Source organism: Synechococcus sp. CC9605 (assembly GCF_000012625.1).
Lineage (GTDB): Bacteria > Cyanobacteriota > Cyanobacteriia > PCC-6307 > Cyanobiaceae > Parasynechococcus.
On sequence record NC_007516.1, the window covers coordinates 573438 to 592800 of the forward strand.

Annotated in this window: 20 protein-coding genes and 1 pseudogene; 11 read left to right on the top strand and 10 right to left on the bottom strand. The window is 61.6% G+C overall.

What is annotated here, in order from left to right; genetic code table 11:
* Window positions 1-55: 55 nt before the first annotated feature.
* The gene (locus SYNCC9605_RS03015) at window positions 56-904 is read left to right on the top strand and encodes a M23 family metallopeptidase (protein WP_011363596.1); all 849 of its coding nucleotides are present in this window, start codon (window positions 56-58) and stop codon (window positions 902-904) included.
* Between the two features lie 30 nt (window positions 905-934).
* On the opposite strand, the gene SYNCC9605_RS14460 is transcribed toward SYNCC9605_RS03015, so the two are convergent.
* Complete coding sequence (locus SYNCC9605_RS14460) at window positions 935-1528, bottom strand: winged helix-turn-helix domain-containing protein (protein WP_011363597.1); 594 nt, start codon at window positions 1526-1528, stop codon at window positions 935-937.
* Between SYNCC9605_RS14460 and SYNCC9605_RS15760 the strand changes: the two are divergent.
* Window positions 1445-1639: pseudogene (locus SYNCC9605_RS15760) on the top strand (hypothetical protein); the annotation flags it as partial. The gene SYNCC9605_RS14460 and the pseudogene SYNCC9605_RS15760 overlap by 84 nt on opposite strands.
* Here SYNCC9605_RS15760 and SYNCC9605_RS03025 read toward each other — a convergent pair.
* From SYNCC9605_RS03025 to SYNCC9605_RS03035, 3 genes are read right to left on the bottom strand one after another with little or no spacing between them, the layout of a single operon-like run.
* Window positions 1581-1967, bottom strand: coding sequence for a response regulator (locus SYNCC9605_RS03025; RefSeq protein WP_011363598.1), 387 nt, complete (start codon window positions 1965-1967; stop codon window positions 1581-1583). The pseudogene SYNCC9605_RS15760 and the gene SYNCC9605_RS03025 sit on opposite strands and share 59 nt — an antisense overlap.
* Window positions 1968-1986: 19 nt before the next feature.
* Window positions 1987-2685 carry an ABC transporter ATP-binding protein gene (locus tag SYNCC9605_RS03030; protein WP_041434414.1) on the bottom strand — a complete coding sequence of 233 codons (699 nt, stop codon included), beginning with the start codon at window positions 2683-2685 and terminating at the stop codon, window positions 1987-1989.
* Window positions 2678-4249, bottom strand: coding sequence for an NAD(P)H-quinone oxidoreductase subunit N (locus SYNCC9605_RS03035; RefSeq protein WP_041434418.1), 1572 nt, complete (start codon window positions 4247-4249; stop codon window positions 2678-2680). Before SYNCC9605_RS03035 ends, SYNCC9605_RS03030 begins: the two co-directional genes overlap by 8 nt.
* Window positions 4250-4360: 111 nt before the next feature.
* On the opposite strand from SYNCC9605_RS03035, the gene topA reads away from it, so the two are divergent.
* The 5 genes from topA to SYNCC9605_RS03060 are packed head-to-tail and all read left to right on the top strand — an operon-like array spanning window position 4361 to window position 10319.
* Complete coding sequence (gene topA / locus SYNCC9605_RS03040) at window positions 4361-7060, top strand: type I DNA topoisomerase (RefSeq protein ID WP_011363601.1); 2700 nt, start codon at window positions 4361-4363, stop codon at window positions 7058-7060.
* A complete protein-coding gene (locus SYNCC9605_RS03045; protein WP_011363602.1) occupies window positions 7060-7488 on the top strand; it encodes a hypothetical protein in 429 nt (142 codons plus the stop codon). The genes topA and SYNCC9605_RS03045 overlap by 1 nt, the downstream gene beginning before the upstream one ends.
* Complete coding sequence (locus SYNCC9605_RS03050; protein ID WP_011363603.1) at window positions 7485-8138, top strand: DUF2232 domain-containing protein; 654 nt, start codon at window positions 7485-7487, stop codon at window positions 8136-8138. The genes SYNCC9605_RS03045 and SYNCC9605_RS03050 overlap by 4 nt, the downstream gene beginning before the upstream one ends.
* On the top strand, window positions 8110-9309 hold the full coding sequence (locus SYNCC9605_RS03055; protein ID WP_011363604.1) for a nicotinate-nucleotide--dimethylbenzimidazole phosphoribosyltransferase: 1200 nt from the start codon (window positions 8110-8112) through the stop codon (window positions 9307-9309). Before SYNCC9605_RS03050 ends, SYNCC9605_RS03055 begins: the two co-directional genes overlap by 29 nt.
* Window positions 9306-10319 (top strand): substrate-binding domain-containing protein, encoded by a 1014-nt coding sequence (locus SYNCC9605_RS03060; protein WP_011363605.1) that lies wholly within the window; start codon window positions 9306-9308, stop codon window positions 10317-10319. Before SYNCC9605_RS03055 ends, SYNCC9605_RS03060 begins: the two co-directional genes overlap by 4 nt.
* On the opposite strand, the gene SYNCC9605_RS03065 is transcribed toward SYNCC9605_RS03060, so the two are convergent.
* Together SYNCC9605_RS03065 and SYNCC9605_RS03070 are read right to left on the bottom strand one after the other, a co-directional pair.
* The gene (locus SYNCC9605_RS03065) at window positions 10293-11414 is read right to left on the bottom strand and encodes an aldo/keto reductase (protein ID WP_011363606.1); all 1122 of its coding nucleotides are present in this window, start codon (window positions 11412-11414) and stop codon (window positions 10293-10295) included. The two genes, SYNCC9605_RS03060 and SYNCC9605_RS03065, sit on opposite strands and share 27 nt — an antisense overlap.
* The gene (locus tag SYNCC9605_RS03070) at window positions 11411-11959 is read right to left on the bottom strand and encodes a bifunctional nuclease family protein (RefSeq protein ID WP_011363607.1); all 549 of its coding nucleotides are present in this window, start codon (window positions 11957-11959) and stop codon (window positions 11411-11413) included. The genes SYNCC9605_RS03065 and SYNCC9605_RS03070 overlap by 4 nt, the downstream gene beginning before the upstream one ends.
* A gap of 49 nt (window positions 11960-12008) precedes the next feature.
* Here SYNCC9605_RS03070 and SYNCC9605_RS03075 point away from each other — a divergent pair, with 49 nt between their 5' ends.
* Window positions 12009-12677 carry a riboflavin synthase gene (locus tag SYNCC9605_RS03075; RefSeq protein WP_011363608.1) on the top strand — a complete coding sequence of 223 codons (669 nt, stop codon included), beginning with the start codon at window positions 12009-12011 and terminating at the stop codon, window positions 12675-12677.
* Here the strand turns inward: SYNCC9605_RS03075 and SYNCC9605_RS03080 are convergent.
* The 4 genes from SYNCC9605_RS03080 to SYNCC9605_RS03095 are packed head-to-tail and all read right to left on the bottom strand — an operon-like array spanning window position 12662 to window position 16189.
* Window positions 12662-13033, bottom strand: a complete 372-nt coding sequence (locus tag SYNCC9605_RS03080) for an AbrB-like transcriptional regulator (protein ID WP_011363609.1) — start codon at window positions 13031-13033, stop codon at window positions 12662-12664. The two genes, SYNCC9605_RS03075 and SYNCC9605_RS03080, sit on opposite strands and share 16 nt — an antisense overlap.
* Window positions 13034-13087: 54 nt before the next feature.
* Entirely contained in the window at window positions 13088-13693 is a 606-nt protein-coding gene (locus SYNCC9605_RS03085) for a cytochrome c oxidase subunit 3 (protein WP_011363610.1), read from the bottom strand.
* Window positions 13690-15357, bottom strand: a complete 1668-nt coding sequence (gene ctaD, locus SYNCC9605_RS03090; RefSeq protein WP_011363611.1) for a cytochrome c oxidase subunit I — start codon at window positions 15355-15357, stop codon at window positions 13690-13692. The genes SYNCC9605_RS03085 and ctaD overlap by 4 nt, the downstream gene beginning before the upstream one ends.
* A gap of 1 nt (window position 15358) precedes the next feature.
* A complete protein-coding gene (locus tag SYNCC9605_RS03095; RefSeq protein ID WP_011363612.1) occupies window positions 15359-16189 on the bottom strand; it encodes a cytochrome c oxidase subunit II in 831 nt (276 codons plus the stop codon).
* 201 nt (window positions 16190-16390) lie between these two features.
* On the opposite strand from SYNCC9605_RS03095, the gene SYNCC9605_RS03100 reads away from it, so the two are divergent.
* The 3 genes from SYNCC9605_RS03100 to SYNCC9605_RS03110 are packed head-to-tail and all read left to right on the top strand — an operon-like array spanning window position 16391 to window position 19357.
* Window positions 16391-17317 carry a COX15/CtaA family protein gene (locus SYNCC9605_RS03100; RefSeq protein WP_011363613.1) on the top strand — a complete coding sequence of 309 codons (927 nt, stop codon included), beginning with the start codon at window positions 16391-16393 and terminating at the stop codon, window positions 17315-17317.
* Window positions 17310-18293 (top strand): heme o synthase, encoded by a 984-nt coding sequence (locus tag SYNCC9605_RS03105; protein ID WP_011363614.1) that lies wholly within the window; start codon window positions 17310-17312, stop codon window positions 18291-18293. Before SYNCC9605_RS03100 ends, SYNCC9605_RS03105 begins: the two co-directional genes overlap by 8 nt.
* Before the next feature lie 50 nt (window positions 18294-18343).
* Complete coding sequence (locus SYNCC9605_RS03110) at window positions 18344-19357, top strand: ABC transporter ATP-binding protein (protein ID WP_011363615.1); 1014 nt, start codon at window positions 18344-18346, stop codon at window positions 19355-19357.
* Window positions 19358-19363 lie beyond the last annotated feature (6 nt).

Genomic DNA, 19363 nt, shown 5'->3' on the forward strand with positions numbered 1-19363 from the left:
GGATTTCTTGGCACAACCGTCTTGTCCCTTGCTGGCTTGGTTCGCGCTGATCTGGATGTTGGTTCCAGCCGCGGCTGCGCAGGGTTTTGATCAGTCGCTCGATGGTCTGGTTCGCCAACGGGTGATCACGTCCCAGGAGCGCAAGCTGCTCCGGGGCGGTGGCGTGGCGGTTCCCATGGAACGGAGCCGTTTCGAGGAGGCCTGTCGCACCGGTGCTCTGTCCCGGCAGGACTGCGCTTCCAGGGTGGCCAGGCGTTCGCCGGGGGCACCGGCTTCAGCACGGGTTCGCTTGATCCCCTCCCGCCAACCGTTGCGTGTTCCCGTGTCAGCGCTTCTCGCCCGCGATGGCGGCACCTTTCGGCTCGAATCCGTCTTTGCGGTCACGCCCCGTCCGCTGCCCGCCCCCGGCAATGGTGACCGTCAACTGCTCTTCCCGGTGGTTGGAGACGCTTTTAAAAGCAGTGGGTTTGGTTGGCGTCTGCATCCGATCCTGGGGAGCTGGCTGATGCATGCCGGGCGGGACTTTGCAGCACCGGAGGGCACGCCGGTGGTGGCTGCTCTTTCAGGGCAGGTCTTAAGCAGTGGTCTTGCCGGTGGCTATGGCGTCGCCATCGAACTGGAACACACCCAGCCTTTGCGCCGCACGCTCTATGGCCATCTCTCGGAGATCTATGTGCGACCCGGTCAGCCGGTGCGCCAGGGAGAGGTGATTGGCCGCGTCGGCAGCACAGGTCTCAGCACAGGGCCACACCTGCATTTCGAGTTGCGCACACCATTGCGGGCCGGTTGGCAGGCCGTTGATCCAGGGGATCTGGATCTTTCCGCCGTGATGCGTGCCAACAACGATCCTGTTTCGCTGCTGCTGGGCCAGGTGTTGCGCAGCCTTGAACGGGATCAGCCCTAGCCCACAGCTACGTCGAGCGAAACAGAGACGTCAGTTCGTCTGTTCCCTGAGGATGAATCCAACACCGCGCACGGTGTGGATGAGGGTGGGCGCATCATCCAGTTCGACTTTTTGACGCAGGTAGCTGATATAGACGTCGAGAAGATTGTCGTCCCCACAAAAATTTTCTCCCCAAACACCGTGCATGATTTCCTGGCGTTCAAGCACGCGGCCTGCGCCCCGCATCAGGAAATTCAGCAGGTCGTATTCTTTCACCGACAGTCGGATCGCACGATCTCCCCGCATCACATCCCGGGTTCGCGTGTTCATGCTGAGGTCGGCGACCTTGAGAATTTCGTTGACGTCTGGGCCGCCTACGAGGCCTGAGAATGTTTCAGCGCGGCGGTGCATTGCCCGCAGGCGCGCCATTAATTCGTCGATGGAAAATGGCTTGATCAGGTAATCATCAACGCCGGCTTCGAGAGCCTTGACGCTCCTGTGGCTTCGGAGGATCTGGAACGCTGGTCTGCGCCGTTTGTCCGGGGCAAGCCCGAACGGGATGGCGAAAGGGTGGAGGGCCCTGGTTTGGGGCTCGCCTTGGCGCGCGAACTGGTGAGGGGGTGTGGAGGAACGCTGGAGCTCCACCAGAAGCCCTCATCGGAAGGAACCACCACGATTGTTCGGTTGCGACTGAAAGTCAGAACATCGAACGGGTCTGGAGCAGTTGTGGCAACTGTTCGAACAGATCCGGCTTGAGCACGTAGGCCTCCGCTCCATTCGCCAGAGCTTCGTGTTTCTTGTCGGCGTCATTGAGAGCCGTCACGATGACCACCCTCAACGCAGGCTGGGAAGCGGCCTGGAGCTGCAGCTGTTTCAGGCAGGCCAAGCCGTCCATGCCGGGCAGCATCAAGTCCAGCAGCAGCAGATCGAAACGATCAGAGCCGGCTTCGTCGAGAAAGTCTTCTGCGGATCCGAAGCGGATGCAGGTGTGCCCCTCATCGGTGATCTCAGCACTGATCAGCTGCTGGATGCGCGGGTCATCCTCCACGACTGCAACACGAAGAGCCTTGGGGGTCTCCTCCATTAGCGCAGGGGCACTGCACTCATTGTGGGCATCCTGTGAGCGCTCGACCATCCTGGAAGCGAGCAATGCGTTGAGCTCGGGCCGCCACATCGTCTTCATGGGTCACCATCACCAGGGTGATGCCCTGTTGGTGGAGTTCATCAAACAGTTCCAGCACTTCGGCGGTGGTGTTGGAATCCAGGGCCCCTGTGGGTTCGTCCGCCAGCAGCAGACTGGGGCGGTTGATGATGGCCCGGGCGATGGCCACCCGTTGTTGCTGGCCTCCGGAGAGCTGATTGGGCTTGTTCTCCAAACGCTGCGCCAGACCAACGCGGCGCAGGGCCGATTGGGCCCGCTCGATCCGTTCCTCTCTGGGCACTCCCGCATAGATCATCGGGAGCATCACGTTCTCCATGGCGCTGGCGTGGCCGAGCAGATGGAACTGCTGAAAGACAAATCCGAGCGAGCGGTTGCGCACGTCGGCTAAGGCATCGTCATCCAACTGTTCAACGGCCATGCCATTGAGCCGGTATGTCCCGCTGGTGGGCCGGTCGAGGCAGCCAAGGATGTTCATTGCCGTGCTCTTGCCTGAGCCGCTGGCCCCCATCACCGCCAGGTAATCCCCCTCTTGGACGGTGAGATTCAGTTGGTCAAGGGCTTTGACTTCGAGATCACCAGACCCATAGATCTTGCTGATCCCCTTGAGCTCAGCAACCGGCTGCTGCACAGCCTCAGCCAAGACCCTTCAGGCTGGACAGGGCTATGGCCTGCTGAAGCAATGGCGTTCCTGCAACAGCTGTATTGGCCCACTGGAACAGGGGATTGGAAAGGATTCCGCCAACTGCGGTAATCGCTACACATCCAATCAGGGCAACCCGAAGCGGCTGCATGCCCATCAACGACCAGTTCACGTCCGGATAGGCCTTGACCACATCGGAGGCTTCCTGAGGCTCCTTCACCACCATCATCTTGATAACGGAGATGTAGTAATAGATCGACACCACGGAGGTGACCAGGCCAACCACTACCAGCAGATATTCGTGGTTCGCCCAACCGGCAAAGAACAGGTAGATCTTTCCGAAGAAACCCAGCATTGGCGGAATGCCACCCAGAGAAAGCAGGCAAAGACTCAGGCCTAGGGTGATCAGGGGATCCTTCTGGTAAAGCCCGGCGTAATCAGAGATTCGATCGCTTCCTGTGCGGATCGAGAAGAGGATGATGCAGGCGAAGGCCCCCAGGTTCATGAATAGGTAGGCCGCCATGTACAGAACCATGGCCGCGAAACCGTCCTCGGTGCCGCAGACCATGCCGATCATCACGAAGCCGGCCTGGCCGATCGAGCTGTAGGCCAGCATGCGCTTCATCGAGGTCTGGGCGAGGGCAACAACGTTGCCCAGGGTCATGCTCAACACCGCCAGAACGGTGAACAGCAATTTCCATTGATCGTCGAAGGCACCAAAGCAACCCACCAGGATGCGAAGAGCCAGAGCGAATCCGGCTGCTTTGGAACCCACTGAAAGGAACGCCACCACAGGGGTTGGTGAGCCTTCGTAGACGTCAGGCGTCCACTGGTGGAAGGGAACGGCTGCGATCTTGAATGCAACGGTGGCCAAGACGAACACCAGGGCCAAAGCAGCCAGAGGTGTGGTGCTGGTTTGGAGAGCCAGGCCGATGGTGTCGAGGCTGGTGCTGCCGCTTAGGCCGTACAGCAGGGAGGAGCCATAGAGGAAAACAGCAGCGGCTGCCGATCCCACGAGCAGATATTTGAGTGCTGCTTCCGAGCTGCGGGCATCCCGCTTCATGTAGCCCGACAGCAGATAGCTGGCGACGGAGAGCGTCTCCAGCGAGATAAATACACTCACCAGATCCGTTGCCCCGCAGAGGAGCATGGCGCCGAGTGTTGCTGCGAGAAGGATGGCTGCGTACTCGCCAACGGGTGTGCCGCTCTTCACCGCGTAACGCCAGCTGATCAGCAGCGACAGAAGCGTGGAGAGTGCAATCACAGCCCGGAACGCCACTGCCAAGTTGTCGGCGAGGAAGGCTCCAAGGAACGAGGGCTCCAGAGGTGCGTTCCACTGCAGGGCGAGTAGCACCAGGGAGGTGCCCAGGCCCGCATAGCAAATCGGCGGCACCCAACGTGTTGCGACCTTTTCGCCGGCCAGGTCCACCAAGAGGGTGGCGATCATCGCCAGCAGAACTGCCCCTTCTGGCAGTACGGCGGAGGCGTTGAGAGAGAGATTCAGCAGCTCACCAGGGGCAGCCGTGGCCTGGGTGGCGAGAAGGAAAGCACCCATGTCGGGCATGGCAGCCTGGAACCGTTGAGCTGGGGTGACTGTAGCGGCGCTTGACGCGCCGACGGTCATGCAGAGCGCTGCTCGGTGCGATAAAGAAGGGGAACGGTTTACCTGCCGCTAGTGGCGCACACCCTCGTCATCGTTGAGAGCCCCACGAAGGCCAAGACCATCCGTGGCTTCCTTCCCAAGGGATTCAAGGTCGAAGCCTCCATGGGGCATGTCCGTGACCTTCCCAACAACGCCAGCGAGATTCCGGCATCAGCCAAGGGGCAGAAATGGGCCAACCTCGGTGTGAACATCGAAGCGGATTTCGAGCCGCTTTACGTAGTCCCGAAGGACAAGAAGAAAACGGTTCGCGAACTCAAGGACGCCCTCAAGGGTGCTGATCAGTTGCTGTTGGCGACGGACGAAGACCGGGAGGGTGAAAGCATCAGTTGGCATCTGCTCCAGCTGCTGGCGCCGAAGGTGCCGGTGAAGCGCATGGTGTTTCACGAGATCACCAAGGAGGCCATCGGCAAGGCCCTGGATCAGACCCGCGATCTGGACATGGAGCTGGTCCATGCCCAGGAAACCCGGCGCGTTTTGGATCGCCTTGTGGGGTACACCCTGTCCCCTCTCCTCTGGAAAAAGGTGGCCTGGGGACTCTCCGCCGGGCGGGTGCAGTCCGTTGCGGTTCGTCTCCTGGTTCAACGGGAACGGGCCCGCCGCGCCTTCCGCAGCGGCAGCTACTGGGACCTCAAGGCCCAGCTTGAACAGTCGGGCAGTGCCTTTGAGGCCAAGCTCACCCATGTGGGTGGCCAGCGAATCGCCACCGGCAACGATTTCGACGAGAGCACCGGCGGGCTGAAGGCGGGCAGTGCTGTGCGGCTGCTCAGCGAGAGCGAGGCCAAGGCGTTGGCTGAATCCGTGCGATCCAGCGCCTGGACTGTGGATGCGGTGGAGGAGAAGCCCACCGTGCGCAAGCCGGTGCCTCCCTTCACCACCAGCACCCTCCAACAGGAGGCGAATCGCAAGCTGCGCCTCTCAGCCCGGGAAACCATGCGCTGTGCCCAGGGGCTCTATGAACGCGGTTTCATCACCTACATGCGGACCGACTCGGTTCACTTGTCGGATCAGGCGATCAACGCATCCCGCAACTGCGTGGAGACCCTCTACGGCAAGGAGTATCTGAGCAAAGGGCCGCGGCAGTTCAGCACCAAAGCCCGCAATGCCCAGGAGGCCCATGAAGCGATTCGTCCATCGGGCGAAAGCTTCCGAACCCCCGGTGAGACCGGACTTGATGGGCGAGATCTGGCGGTCTACGAGCTGATTTGGAAGCGCACCGTGGCCAGCCAGATGGCTGAAGCCAGGCTCACCATGCTGTCGGTAGATCTCAGCTCAGGTGAGGCCAGTTTCCGGGCCAGCGGCAAGCGCATCGACTTCCCCGGTTTCTTCCGCGCCTACGTGGAGGGCAGTGATGATCCCGACGCGGCCCTCGAGGGTCAGGAAGTGCTGCTGCCGGCGTTGAGCGTTGGCGATGCACCGGAGCCGAAGACCGTTGAGCCCCTCGGCCATCAAACCCAGCCCCCGGCACGCTTCAGTGAGGCATCGCTGGTGAAGATGCTGGAAAAGGAAGGAATCGGCCGGCCGTCGACCTACGCCTCGATCATTGGAACGATCGTGGATCGCGGCTACGCCACGCTGCTGGGTAATGCCCTGACCCCCAGCTTCACCGCCTTTGCGGTGACGGCGCTGCTCGAGGAGCATTTCCCTGAACTGGTTGACACCAGCTTCACCGCCCGGATGGAGAACACCCTTGATGAGATCTCCCACGGCAAGGTGCAGTGGCTGCCGTACCTCGAGGGCTTCTACAAGGGTGACGAGGGTCTTGAAAACCAGGTGCAGCAGCGGGAGGGAGACATCGATCCCGGTGCATCCCGCACCATCGATCTGGAGGGCTTGTCCTCCGTGGTTCGTATCGGCCGGTTTGGCGCTTACCTGGAGGCCAAACGGGTCAGCGACGACGGTGAGGAAGAGCTGATCAAGGCCACCTTGCCCCGGGAGATCACTCCGGCTGATCTGGATGAAGAGCAGGCCGAACTGATTCTCAAACAGAAGGCCGACGGCCCCGAAGCCATCGGTGAGGATCCGGAAACGGGGGATTTGGTCTACCTGCTCTCCGGTCAGTACGGCCCTTATGTGCAGCGGGGGCAGGTGAGTGATGAGAATCCCAAGCCCAAACGCGCGTCTCTGCCCAAGGGGCAGAAGCCCGAAGATCTCACCCTGGAGGATGCCCTCGGACTGCTCCGCTTGCCGCGTCTTCTCGGCGAACATCCCGAAGGTGGTCGCATTCAGGCGGGGCTGGGTCGCTTTGGCCCCTATGTCGTCTGGGACAAGGGCAAGGGCGATAAGGATTACCGATCGCTCAAGGGGGATGACGATGTTCTGGCGGTGGGGCTGAGCCGAGCCATCGAGCTGCTGGCCATGCCCAAACGGGGTCGGGGTGGACGCACCGCCCTAAAGGATCTCGGTAAGCCGGAGGGCAGTGATGAAACGATTCAGGTCTATGACGGCCCCTACGGCCTGTACGTCAAACAGGGCAAGGTGAATGCCTCCCTGCCGGAAGGCAAGGGTGCTGACGATGTGACCCTTGAGGAGGCGGTGGAACTTCTTGTCGCCAAGGCAGCATCGAAGAAGGGCGGTCGTAAAACCGCTGCGAAAAAACCGGCGGCCAAGAAGCCAGCTGCCAAAAAACCAGCCGCCAAGAAACCTCCTGCCACCACCAAGACCGGTCGGCTCAGGGCCAGTGCGGTGCGGGTGATCAAGCCGGCTGACAATTGATGGTCCGTTTGCTTTGGCTGCTGCCTGTGGGGCTCCTGCAGGCCTGTGCCGGTACACCGGTCGCCGAGCAGTTGGAGCGATCCTTCGCGGTGCCTGAAGCCAGGCCCGCCCAAGCCGCTGAGCCCATGCCGGCTGTGAAGACCAGCCCAAGAGTTGTCAGCCCATCGGTTGCCAGCCCCATTGCTGAGCGCCCCTCCACGCCGGAGGCCGAACCTGTTTCCTTGCCTGAGGCAACGGATGCTCCTGAGCCTGATCCGCAGCCGAAACCGCAGACGGTGTCATCCCAGCGTCAGCCCCAGGAGCCTTACCGGATCACCATCCGTTTGGCCGGAGCCGACCCTGCCGCTCCTGCTGAAGCCGTCACCCGCGCTCTGCGTGAGGCGGATGTTGGATTCGCGGTGGAACGGATTGAGCGGGTCGAACCATGACCGACGCGAACCCCCGGTTGAGCCGCCAGCAGGCTCTGAGGCTGATTGAGGGGGCGTATCTGGCGGCCGCGACGGGGCTGATCTGGTTGGCTCTCTACTACTTACCGGTGGGTGGGGCGCTGTTCCGTCTGGCCCTCCCCCTGCCCCTGATTCTTCTGCAGTTGCGTCGCGGCAGCCGTTCCGGTGTCGAGGGACTCCTGCTCTCTGTGCTGCTGCTCACGGCCTTGATGGGCCCCTTGCGTGGGCCGCTGCTGCTGTTTCCCTACGGGCTTTTGTCGCTTTGGCTGGGCTGGAGCTGGTGCCGGGGGATCAGCTGGTGGCTGAGCTGGTCAGGGGGCGTCGTTCTTGGTACTGCAGGGTTCTTGGTGCGGGTTCTCGTGCTCTCGTTGCTGGTGGGAGAAAACCTCTGGGTGGTGATCACCCGGGCCGGTTCCGCTCTCCTGGACCGCTTGATCGCGGCCCTGCATCTGCCGATCACACCAGATCTCACCCAGGTGCAGTTGATGGCGCTGCTGTTGGTGGTGGTTCAGGAGGTCATTTATGTCCTGTCCCTTCATGCGTTGGCGTATTGGATCTTTCCCCGCCTGAAATCACCGATTCCGGAGCCCCCGAGGCTGCTGCATGGACTCGTTGCCCTCGATCCCCTCTGAAGCCTCGATGTTTCCTGAGGGCTGTCAGCAGCTGGGACGTCTCGGCGCAAGCGTTCTGGATGCAGCGGCACTGCGTCCCTGGACCTCCAGCGCTCAACCCCTGGATCTGTTGCTCGTTCTGGCGGCCACACGAACGGCCGAGCATGAGGGGATTTCCGCCGCTGGCTCAACCGTGGCTTCGCGGCGCTACACCGCCCTGGCTGATGCGGAGCTCCTGATCCAAGGGCCGGCCCGGAAGCGTCGTTGGCCTCTGCCGCCTCTGCCCGCTGGAGTCTCCCCTGCTCTGCTCAGCCATGTTGCGGCGCGACGTCTGAATTTGACGCCGCAGGTGGCGGCCCTCGGCTTGGTCCAGAAACCCGATTTTCCCCACCTGGACATTGAGCCCCTGGATCAAGGCCCCTCGGCTTGTCTGTCCAGTGGTGCGGCAATGCCATTGCCGCGGGTGCAGCAGTTGTGGCGACAGGGAGAACGGCTGGGGAGGCGGTTGAAACGCCCCCTGGTGGTGGCGGAGTGCGTTCCAGGAGGCACCACAACCGCTCAAGCGGTGTTGACAGCCCTCGGTGTGGAGGTGGGCCATCTGATCAGCGGTAGCGCCCTTCATCCGCCGCAGCAGCTCAAGCAGGAGCTTGTGATCGAAGGGCTTCAGCGGGCCTCCCTTGGTGCGCATCCTTCGGCCGAACAGATCCTGGCCGCTCTGGGTGACCCTTTTCAGGCCTTCACTGCAGGGGTGTTGGTGGGTTCGGTGTCCACGGGACAACCGTTGTTGCTGGGGGGCGGTTGCCAGATGCTGGCTGTTCTGGCTTTGGCGATGCAGGCTTTGCCGGCCGCTCAGCGGGACCACCTGGCGGCACAGGTGTTGATCGGCACCACCGGCTGGCTCGCTGATGAGGGAGCGGATGCTGCAGGTCAGTCCCCTTTCGGCGGGTTGGTGGATGCCACCGCGAGCCACCTGGCTGCCGCACTGTCGGTTCTGGCCTGTGGGGTGCGTTTTCATGGCAGCACCCATCAACCCTTACGGGACTACGAACGCGGCTATGTGAAAGAGGGGGTGGGGGCGGGCGCTCTTTTGCTGCTTGCCCAGCTGCGTGGATGCTCTTGTGCCGAGCTGGTGCTGGATTGTGAGCATGCCCTGGAGCAGCTGCTCAGTCGCCCCGTAACGTCAAGCCCATGAACCTCTGGAGTGAGCGGTTGGGTCCCCTGAGCCGGCGCCATGTGCTCCAGATGATCGGGGCGACGGGTACCGCGCTGCTGGCGGGCTGTCGTCCGACGACTTCCGCCCCAACCCTGATGGCTCCGGCTGGGGTTTTGCCGAAACCGTGGGCTGATGCCTTGCCCAAGCCCTGGCGCCTAACACTGGCTCCAGCCCAGCAGGATTGGACGCCGGCGGATCAGGCGCGTGCCGATGTTTTGGTGATTGGTGATGGATGGCTCGATTCCCATCCAGCGGACACGCTCCAGCCCATTGCCTCTGAACCGCTCGTCAGCCAGTTGGATGGTCAGGCCAAGGCTCTGCTGGCCAGCCTCGGTGCCCTGCAGGATCGGGTGTTGCCGCTGGCCGTCAGCCCCTGGGTGATGCTGTTGCGGGATGACCCGGCCATGACCCAGCAGGGGTGGCCCCTGTTGCTGGATTCCTCCTTGGCAGGGCGTGTGGTGCTTCCTGCCAGCCCACGCCTGGTCATGAGCCTGGCGGACCATTTGGGCGGAGGCCAGGCTTTGCCTGCGTTGCGTCGCCAGGCCCTCACCTATGACGATCGTCAAGTCACCAACTGGCTGCTCAAGGGTGAGGCCAAGGTGGTGGTGCTTCCGCTGAGCCGCTGTATCGCTTTGTTGGGGCGGGACCCCCGTCTTCGGGCGATCCTGCCTGCCTCCGGTGCCCCCTTGCACTGGACTGTTCTGCTCAGGCCAGAGGCCAGTCGTGAACCGGTTCCCCAGAGCTGGGTTGAGCAGGGATGGCGGGATCCCCTGCGTCGCCGCTTGGTGCAGCAGGGATGGCGGGCGCCGATTGCATCGTCAGGGGCGATCGTGGATCAGAACGCCCTTTCGGCGCGCCTGCGGCCTCTGCTCTTTCCGTCCGCAGACACCTGGTTGCGTTGCTGGTCGCTGCCCCCGCTGTTGCCCGAAGACCGGAGTGGATTGGAAGAGCGCTGGCGTGATTCAGCTCCAGAGCCGCCGTCGCGGTGAAGCCTTCAAGCGTTGGTGGGTGTCCGCCAACAGATCAGGAATGGGCAAGTGATGCGGGCAACGGGGAAGGCACGCCCCACAGCGTTCACAGTCGGAGGCATCGTGCTCTTCCCACCAGTGGCCAGCACGGCCGATGAGGTTGTAGCGCTCCTGTGCAAATTCGTTGAGCCCATGCCCGATGGCCAGATTGCGCAGGCGCAAGAGTTCGGGGATCGGAACCTCGTTCGGACAGGGAATGCAGGCCTGACACTGTTTGCAATGCTCCTGGCCGAGCCGTTCCTGCTGCCGCCTTTCTGCCGTGATCAGAGCCTGTTGCTCGGCCTGACTGAGGGGGCCATCCGCCTGCGCCAGGGTTGCGGCGAGTTGAAGATCGCCTGCAACTGCGGCACCAACGGTCAGGGTGCTGATGCCCTGTGCCAGCAGGAACCGGTAGGCCAGCTCGAGGGGGACAAAGGGGGTGCAGTCGTCCATCAGTGTGGGGCTGGGAGCCTGCAGGCGACCGCCTTTGTCGGCAGGGGAGATCGCCATCACACCGAGGCCGTGTTCCAGGGCCCAACGGGCCAGGGGCAGGCGCTGGGGATCCAGCCAATGCAGGTGCAGGCTGCAGAAACTGAAGCGTTGGCTGCGCAGCGCCCGATCGATCAGCGGGTTGCTGCCATGGCTGCTGAAGCCCACCTGGCTGACACGGCCACTGCTGAGGGCCCAGTCCAGAAGCTTTGATCCATCGCCCCCCAGGGCCCAGTCCAGATGCTCCTCCCGGTTGATGCCATGGATGGCGAGGTTGTCGAGCTGTGGACAGCCCAGCCGCTCCAGAATCTGATCAAGGCGGCGTTGTCCCTCCTCGAAACTCAGCACTGGCAGCAGTTTGCTGGTGATCACCCAGTTGTCTGATCCTGTGCTGCTGTTCTGGCGAAGGGCCTCTCCCAGAAATCGTTCCGCAGGTCCGTAGGCCGGGGCGGTTTCCAGATGATTGATCCCAGCTTCCGCTGCTGCATCCAGCACCTCGGCCATCTGCGCCGCTGAGTTCAGGGCGCGCATCGTGCCGAGGGTGAACAGGCTGACGGGGCGGCCGCTGCCGAAGGAGCGGGTGTTCACTCCTCCGAGGGCGCCTCGCTGTCTTCGTTGCGCAAATGGCGCACCAAGGCGGCAGGGCTGAGGTCGTCAACGAAACGGCTGAAGGCACTTTGATCTTCAGCATCCGCCTCCGCATCCACTGGAATCGAGGCTTCCGCCACCACCTCTTCCAGCATCCAGATGCCGCTGCCCGTACGGATCGCCAGGGCAATGGCATCGCTGGGTCGGGCATCCACTTCGATCAGTTCCAGCACTTCGTTCTCGGCCAACTCCGCTTCGTCCAGATCGGGTCGCAGCTTCAACACCGCATGAAAGGTGCTGTCCTCAATCGCGTGGACGATCACGCGCTCCAGTTCGAGCCCCCCAGCCACCAACAGTGCTGCCATCAGGTCATGACTGAGGGGGCGTGGTGGTGCTCCCCCCTGCAGTCCGGCCATGATGTTGTGGGCTTGCGCCTGATCGATCCAGATCGGCACCTGACGTCGACCGCTGGGATCCCGCAGCAGCACCATGGGTGTGCGGCTGGCGGCATCGAGGGCAATTCCGGCGACGCTCATTTCGACCATGTCGGCGGCGCAGCTTTATCCGATTATGGCCAGAGAGCTGCTGCGAGCGATGTTCACGGGGCTGGTGCAGTCAGTGGGAAGAATCGAGCGCCGTGCCGGCGCGGTGGTGGTTTGGGGTTGTGCTCCCTTTGCCCCCCTAGCCCTCGGCGACAGTGTTGCTGTGGATGGCGTCTGCCTCACGGCGGCAGAGCTGATGGCGGATGGTTTCCGCGCCGATGTGAGTGAGGAGACCCTGCGCCGTACCACGTTGGGACGCAAGGCGGACCGTGGGGGAGCGGTGAACCTCGAGCCGGCGCTTCGGCTGAGCGACCGCCTTGGTGGTCATCTGGTGAGCGGTCACGTGGATGCCACCGGTGAAGTCACCCACCTGGAGAGCCTCCCTCACTCCTGGGCCGTGTCGATCCGCTGGTCGGATCCCCGATTCGGCCGTTACGTCTGTGAGAAGGCCAGCATCGCGGTGGATGGAATCAGCCTCACGGTGGCCGAATGTTCGGCCGATGGAACGACGTTCAGCCTCGCCGTCATCCCCCACACCTGGGAGGAGACGACCCTGAAACAACTGGCGGTCGGGGACACTGTGAACCTGGAGGCCGATCAACTGGCCCGCTATGCCGAGCGGCTGTTGCATGCCACTGCTGCCGATGCCGGAAACGCCGATGGCCAATACAAGAATGAGACTCTGTCAGCCAGCTGGCTGGCGGCTCATGGCTGGTCTTGATCCATCTGTTGAAGAACGATCATTCCGGAGTCCCGCTGAAGCTCGATCTTGAACTCCTGGCCCGGTTCCAGGCCGAGCCGACGGGTGTAGGCGTGGCCGATCAGCAGGTTGCCGTTGCCATGCACACGGGTGCGGAATTCGGCCTGGCGACCGCGGCTGCCGCCCGAGGAACTGCTGCTGCTTTTCGGCAGTTGCCATCCTTGGGCCGCCGCTTTGGCCTCCACCAGGGCCCGATAAAAACTCTTCTTGAGCAGACGACCACTCGGGCCCACATAGCCGCAGCCGCGGGCGATGTCATCTTCCGGCCGATTGCTGAGCGATCTGGCCTTGTCCAGCAGTTCCTTGCCGACCAGCATTTCAGGAGTTGATTCAACTGAATTCTGGCCACGCTCGCCAATCAAGGCAAGGGATCAGAGCAGATAAAGGATCACGAAAAGAATCACCCAGATCCCATCTACAAAGTGCCAGTACAACTCAGCTGCTTCCAGTGGGAAGTGGTCGGCTGCAGTCACACGGCCCTGTGGCTGCCTCGCCTGCCACCAGACGATCAGGGTCATCAGGGCACCGAGGGTCACGTGGAGACCATGAAATCCCGTGGCGGCAAAGAAGGTGCTGGCATAAAGGTTGTCGGTGAGGCCGAAGGGGAGTGTGAAGTACTCCACCATTTGGCTCACCAGAAAGGCCAGGCCGAGCCCTGCGGTGATCAGCAGCCAGCGTCGACAGCGGCCGTGGTCGTTCTGTCGGATCGCCTGGCCGGCCCGGTGGAAGGTGGCACTGCTCACCAGGAGCAAAATGGTGTTGAGGATGGGCAGGGGCAGCTCCAGTTCATAGATGGCTCCATCCGGGAGGGGGTTCACCGCTTTAAAGGTGAGGTAAGCCGCAAAGAAGCCAGCGAAGGTCATGGCGTCCGCCACCAGAAACGTGGCCAGGCCGAACATGCGGTGATCGGGATGCTCGGCATGCTCCCCGTGGCTGTGGTTCTGATCCTGATCCTTCGTGGGAACTGTGGTGGTCATTTGCCGCTGCTCCAGAGATCACGACCGCTGGCAGCGGTCAGGTCCAGCTCGTCCGGCGGGACGCCGTAGCCGTAGGGCTCTTCCACCAGAGGGGCCTCACCAATCCAGTTCTCGACTGGTGGCGGAGAACTGGTCAGCCATTCGGGCGTCAGTGCTTTCCAGGGGTTGTCGCCTGCGACTGGGCCACTGAGGGCGCTGTGGATCACATTCCACAGGAACGGCAGGGTGCTGATGGCCATCAGCAGGGCTCCAACGGAGCTGATCTGATTGATCAGGGTGAATTGGGGGTCGTATTCAGCAACGCGTCGCGGCATCCCATTGAGGCCCAGCCAGTGCTGAGGGCCGAAGCACATGTTGAAGCCGATGAAGGTGAGGGCACAGTGCAGGCGGCCGAGATCTTCGTTGAGCATCCGGCCGGTGAACTTGGGATACCAGTGGTAGATCGAGGCGAAGATCACGAACACCGATCCACCGAAGACGATGTAGTGGAAGTGGGCGACGACGAAGTAGGTGTCGTGCACATGAATGTCGAATGGCACCTGCGCCAAGGCGACCCCTGTGATGCCTCCGAGCACGAAGTTCACAATGAAGCCGCAGGAAAACAGCATGGCGCTGTTGAGGCTGATGCGTCCGCCCCAGAGTGTTGCCAACCAGTTGAAGAATTTGATTCCGGTGGGAACGGCGATGAATGCAGTTGCAATGGTGAAGAACAGGCGCATCCAGGGAGGTGTCCCGCTGGTGAACATGTGGTGCGCCCACACAATCAGGCCCAACACAACGATGGCCATAATCGAATAGACCATCGTCACGTAGCCAAACAGCGGCTTGCGGGCATGAACCGGCAGGATTTCGCTCACCAAGCCGAAGGCCGGCAAGACCATGATGTAAACGGCTGGGTGGGAATAGAACCAGAACAGATGCTGGTAAACCACCACATTTCCCCCAAGGGTGGGGTTGAAGAAGCCTGTATGGGCAACGATATCGAAACTCAGTAACACCAACGTTCCCGCCAGAACAGGTGTTGAGAGAACTACAAGAATGCTGGTGCCCAGCATCGCCCAGCAATACATGGGGAGTTGCATCAATTTCAAACCGGGGCGACGCAGTTTGAGAATGGTTGCGATGAAGTTGATGCCTCCGAAGATCGAACTTCCGCCCAGGAGCAGCACGCTCAGGATCCAGATGATCTGGCCAGTTGCTGGTGTTGTGATGCTGAGAGGTGGATAGGCCGTCCAGCCCGATTGCGCAGCTCCTGTGAGGAAATAGCTGGTGATCAGCATCAAACCTGCTGGTGGGATCAGCCAGAACGCCACGGCATTGAGGCGTGGGAAGGCCATGTCACGAGCACCCACATAAAAGGGGATCAAATAGTTCCCAAAAGCACCATTCACCACGGGAACGATCCAGAGAAAGATCATCACCGTGCCGTGGAGGGTCAGCACCTGGTTGTAGACATCTCGTGCCATGAAGTCGGACACGGGACTGGTGAGTTCCGTACGAATGGCACCGGCTAGCGCGCCGCCAATCAGATAAAAAACAAAGCCGCAGACGAGGTACTGCAGCCCGATCACCTTGTGATCAACGCTGAAGCTGAAATACCGCAACCAGCTACTGGGTTGAAGCCGTGGAGGGCTGGATGTTTCCGGGGGCAAGCTGATGGTCATGTCAGGCGTTCGCGATGGTGAGCGTTTCGTCTTCAGGTGTGGCTTTGGCGTTGTCCCTGTACCAGCTATCCCAGTCCTCCGGGCTTTCCACCACAACGGTGGAGCGCATTCCACCGTGGTAGGGCCCACAGAGTTCGGCACACACAATTGGATAACGGCCGGTGCGTGTGGGGGTGAAGCTCAGCTGGGTTGGCTGGCCTGGAATGACGTCCTGCTTCAAGCGAAATTCAGGAACCCAGAAGGCGTGAATCACATCTTTTGCTTCCATCCGCAGGGTGATAGGCCGGTCGGCTGGAACATGAAGCTCACCTGATGTGATGTCTCCCTCTGGGTAATGAAAGAGGAAAGCGAATTGCATGGCTGTCACTTCAACGGGCAAAACATTTGTTGCTGCCGCTGATTCAATTGAGCCTGAACTGATGCCTCCCCAGATCTGTTCTTCATGGGCTTCTCCCATGTGGTCGTGGGCCAGAGGCACCATGCCACCCATGCGGTCGTAAATGTCGTAGCTGTACAAGCCAACAAACAGCACTACAACAGCAGGAACAGCTGTCCAGAAAATTTCAAGGGGCAGATTTCCCTCGATGGCCACGCCGTCGCCAAGCTGACCGTTGCGTCGCCGAAAGCGAATCAAGCTGAAGACGAGAAGACCAACGATCCCGATAAACAGAATGCTGCCAATCGTGAATAGAACCTTAAAAAGTTCGTCGTAAATCGGCGCGTTGGCGCTCGCATCGATGGGGAGAAGGTTGATGTTCTGGCCGATCCAAAGACCGCCCAGAGCAAGGACCATCCCGATCACCAACGTGAGAATGGCGGATGGGATCTGCACCTGATCAATCCCAGGTTTTCAACAGCGTATGGGTCTGGCTGCGGTTCTCCATGAAGTGATTGTTAAGGCCTTATTTCTGTCAGGAAAAGGGGATGATTTTTTTCTCATTTGTGTTGCAGACATCCACACAGCGTGACGTCATCTTCTGCATCGCTACGGTCCAAGCAATCCCTTTTGGGTGCATCGGATGGAGCTTGTTCGATGATGCTTTCTTCAATGTCGACATTGCGTCGACGTCTTGGGTTGTTATCGGCTCACCTTGTGGTTGCCGTGATCGCTTTGGTAGTGATCGGTGGGGCAACCCGTGTGATGGAGGCCGGCTTGGCTTGCCCGGACTGGCCCCTGTGCTTCGGCTCGTTGTTACCGGGGCGCCAGATGAATGTTCAGGTGTTCCTTGAATGGTTTCACCGCCTCGATGCATTCGTCATCGGCATTGCCCTGGTGGTGATGGCCGTGGCGACGACGCTTCAGCGGCGTCAGCTGCCGCGATGGCTGCCCTGGCTGGCCGTCGGTCTGATGGCTCTGGTGGCGATGCAGGGAGGTTTGGGTGCGCTGACGGTGACCCGGTTGCTGCCTTCCGGTGTGGTGACAGCCCACCTGGCACTCGCTCTCACCCTTGTGGCGCTTCTGAGTGGGCTGACCCAACGCTTGCTTCATCCCAATGCCGTCGTCGCGCCGCTCTGGTGGCGCATCGGGGCATCGCTTGGCCTGATGTCGGTGTTCGTGCAGTGCCTGCTCGGAGGTCGCATGGCCACCGCCTGGGCAGGGCAGCGTTGCCTGGCTGGAGGAGAGGCCTGCCAGCTGGTTCTCTCCCATCGCCTGACGGCGATGCCGGTGGTCGTTGTTGTGCTCGGCTTCGCCGGGGCAGCAGTCCTGGCGGGTGGTTGGGCGCGCCAGCAGTGGCCCTGGCTGGGTGGGGCCGTGCTCCTGGTGCTGATTCAGGTGGCCCTTGGCGTTTTCACCCTTCGTCTTGGCTTGTCGCAACCGGTAGTGACCGTTGCCCATCAGCTCGTGGCGGCCCTGTTGATCGCTCTGTTGTCGGCGCTTCTGGTCCGCTCGCCCGACCGCCCCTCACCGTCCCGTTCCGTCGTCCTCGACGACACCTCGTTGGAGGCCTGTCATGGCTGAAATCACTGCAACCGTTCGTCCGACCCGTGAGGAGGTGGTGCCCTCCCGCAAGCGGGTGAAACTTCCGGCCTGGCTGGAAGTTGCCAAACCCCGCCTCATCCCTCTGCTGCTGGCCACCACCCTCGGTGGAATGGCTCTCAGTGAAGGCTGGCCTCTCTCATCGCCTCGGCTCGTCTGCACCCTGGGGGGAGGCGCGCTTGCCTCCGCTGCTGCAGGGGTTCTGAACTGCTTGTGGGAGCAGGATCTCGATGGCCGGATGGCCCGCACCAGCGGTCGCGCACTCCCCTCCGGTCGGCTGTCGCCCACCAGTGCATTCATCGGCGCCATCGCCTGCACCCTGGCGGCGGCGATGCTTCTGGTGAGCGGTGTGAACTGTCTCGCTGCTGGGTTGTCCCTGCTCGGCCTCTGCAGTTACGTGCTGCTCTACACAGCGTTGCTCAAGCCGCGCACGTCCCAGAACATCGTCATCGGTGGGGTCGCCGGGGCCATCCCCCCCCTTGTTGGGGCGGCTGCCGCCACGGGCCATGTTGGCCTCGGGGGCTGGTGGCTGTTCGCTCTGGTGATGGTTTGGACGCCCGCCCATTTCTGGGCTTTGGCCCTGTTGTTGCGTGAGGACTATCGCGCTGTCGGGATCCCCATGCTGCCCGTGGTGAAGGGTCCTGTGGTGACGGCACGGGCGATCAAGACCTACGGCTGGATCACCGTTCTTCTCAGTAGTTTGGGCGTGTTTGCCTTGCCTTCAGGTGGCGCCTTCTATGGCGTGATGCTGCTTCCTTACAACGCTCGGTTGCTGCAGCTCGTCGATCGGCTTTCGCTGGATCCCGACAGCCTTGTGAATGCCAAGGCTCTGTTCCGTTGGTCGATCCTTTATCTCTTTGGTGTCTGCCTGCTGCTGATTCTCAGCCGGACGGATCTGGCCTCAGGCTTCACCCACCAGGTGATTCAGCTTCTCTCCCTGCCAACGGGGGTGCATTGAGCACTCTCTAGATTCACTGAATTGGCCGAGCAAGTCCCTGACGGTGCCTGATGGCGTTGATTCAACTGCGGAAGATCTCCAAGGCCTACGGCGCGGTACCGGCCCTGCGTGAGCTTGATCTCACCGTTCCGGAAGGGTGCCTTTACGGGCTTCTTGGACCGAATGGTGCCGGCAAAACAACGGCCATGCGCATCCTGGCCACCCTGCTAGCCCCCGACAGCGGCTCAGTTGTCGTTGGCGGTGTTGACGGTCTGGCCCAGCCACGAGACGTGCGCCAGCTCATGGGCTATGTGGCCCAGGAGGTGGCCATTGACAAGATCCTGAGTGGCCGGGAACTGCTGCAATTGCAAGGTGATCTCTATCACTTGCCGCGGAATGATCGCGATAGCCGCATCGCTGATCTGATTGATCGCCTCGCCATGGGCGACTGGATTGATCGCCGCTGCGGTACCTACTCCGGTGGCATGAGGCGGCGTCTGGATCTAGCCGCCGGACTGCTGCACCGCCCCCGGTTGCTCGTGCTCGATGAACCCACGGTGGGGCTGGATATCGAGAGCCGCAGTGCCATCTGGCAGCTGCTGCGTCAGCTGGTTGAAGAGGGCACCACTGTTCTGCTGAGCAGTCACTACCTCGAAGAGGTGGAGGCTCTTGCGGATCAGATGGCGATCATTGATGCCGGTCGTGTGATTGCCGAAGGCAGCCCCGACCAGCTCAAACAACGGCTTGGGGGTGATCGCGTGACTTTGCGAATCCGAGAGTTCAGCAGTGCCGATGAGGCGACCCAGGTGCGTGCCCTTCTCGAACCCTTGGATGGGGTGCGTCAGGTGGTGGTGAACCGCTCCCAGGGGTTTTCCCTCAACCTTGTGATTGAGGGTGGGGCCGTGATCGATCAGCTGCGTCAGACCCTCGAGGCTGCAGGTTTGCCTGTGTTTGCCCTGGCCCAGAGTCGTCCCAGCCTGGATGATGTCTACCTTCAAGCCACAGGACGCACCCTGATGGACGCTGAACTGGCCATCGCAGGCCAGCGCGACGTCAAACAGGAAAAGCGTCAATCCATGCGTTGAGTGCCA

Bases quoted from the DNA above. Each gene is read 5' to 3' on its own strand.
- SYNCC9605_RS03015 (WP_011363596.1), top strand. From the start codon at position 56: ATGTTGGTTCCAGCCGCGGCTGCGCAGGGTTTTGATCAGTCGCTCGAT.
- SYNCC9605_RS03025 (WP_011363598.1), bottom strand. From the start codon at position 1,967: ATGGAGGAGACCCCCAAGGCTCTTCGTGTTGCAGTCGTGGAGGATGAC.
- SYNCC9605_RS03035 (WP_041434418.1), bottom strand. From the start codon at position 4,249: ATGCCCGACATGGGTGCTTTCCTTCTCGCCACCCAGGCCACGGCTGCC.
- SYNCC9605_RS03045 (WP_011363602.1), top strand. From the start codon at position 7,060: ATGGTCCGTTTGCTTTGGCTGCTGCCTGTGGGGCTCCTGCAGGCCTGT.
- SYNCC9605_RS03050 (WP_011363603.1), top strand. From the start codon at position 7,485: ATGACCGACGCGAACCCCCGGTTGAGCCGCCAGCAGGCTCTGAGGCTG.
- SYNCC9605_RS03055 (WP_011363604.1), top strand. From the start codon at position 8,110: ATGGACTCGTTGCCCTCGATCCCCTCTGAAGCCTCGATGTTTCCTGAG.
- SYNCC9605_RS03060 (WP_011363605.1), top strand. From the start codon at position 9,306: ATGAACCTCTGGAGTGAGCGGTTGGGTCCCCTGAGCCGGCGCCATGTG.
- SYNCC9605_RS03070 (WP_011363607.1), bottom strand. From the start codon at position 11,959: ATGGTCGAAATGAGCGTCGCCGGAATTGCCCTCGATGCCGCCAGCCGC.
- SYNCC9605_RS03075 (WP_011363608.1), top strand. From the start codon at position 12,009: ATGTTCACGGGGCTGGTGCAGTCAGTGGGAAGAATCGAGCGCCGTGCC.
- SYNCC9605_RS03080 (WP_011363609.1), bottom strand. From the start codon at position 13,033: ATGCTGGTCGGCAAGGAACTGCTGGACAAGGCCAGATCGCTCAGCAAT.
- SYNCC9605_RS03085 (WP_011363610.1), bottom strand. From the start codon at position 13,693: ATGACCACCACAGTTCCCACGAAGGATCAGGATCAGAACCACAGCCAC.
- ctaD (WP_011363611.1), bottom strand. From the start codon at position 15,357: ATGACCATCAGCTTGCCCCCGGAAACATCCAGCCCTCCACGGCTTCAA.
- SYNCC9605_RS03100 (WP_011363613.1), top strand. From the start codon at position 16,391: ATGATGCTTTCTTCAATGTCGACATTGCGTCGACGTCTTGGGTTGTTA.
- SYNCC9605_RS03105 (WP_011363614.1), top strand. From the start codon at position 17,310: ATGGCTGAAATCACTGCAACCGTTCGTCCGACCCGTGAGGAGGTGGTG.
- SYNCC9605_RS03110 (WP_011363615.1), top strand. From the start codon at position 18,344: ATGGCGTTGATTCAACTGCGGAAGATCTCCAAGGCCTACGGCGCGGTA.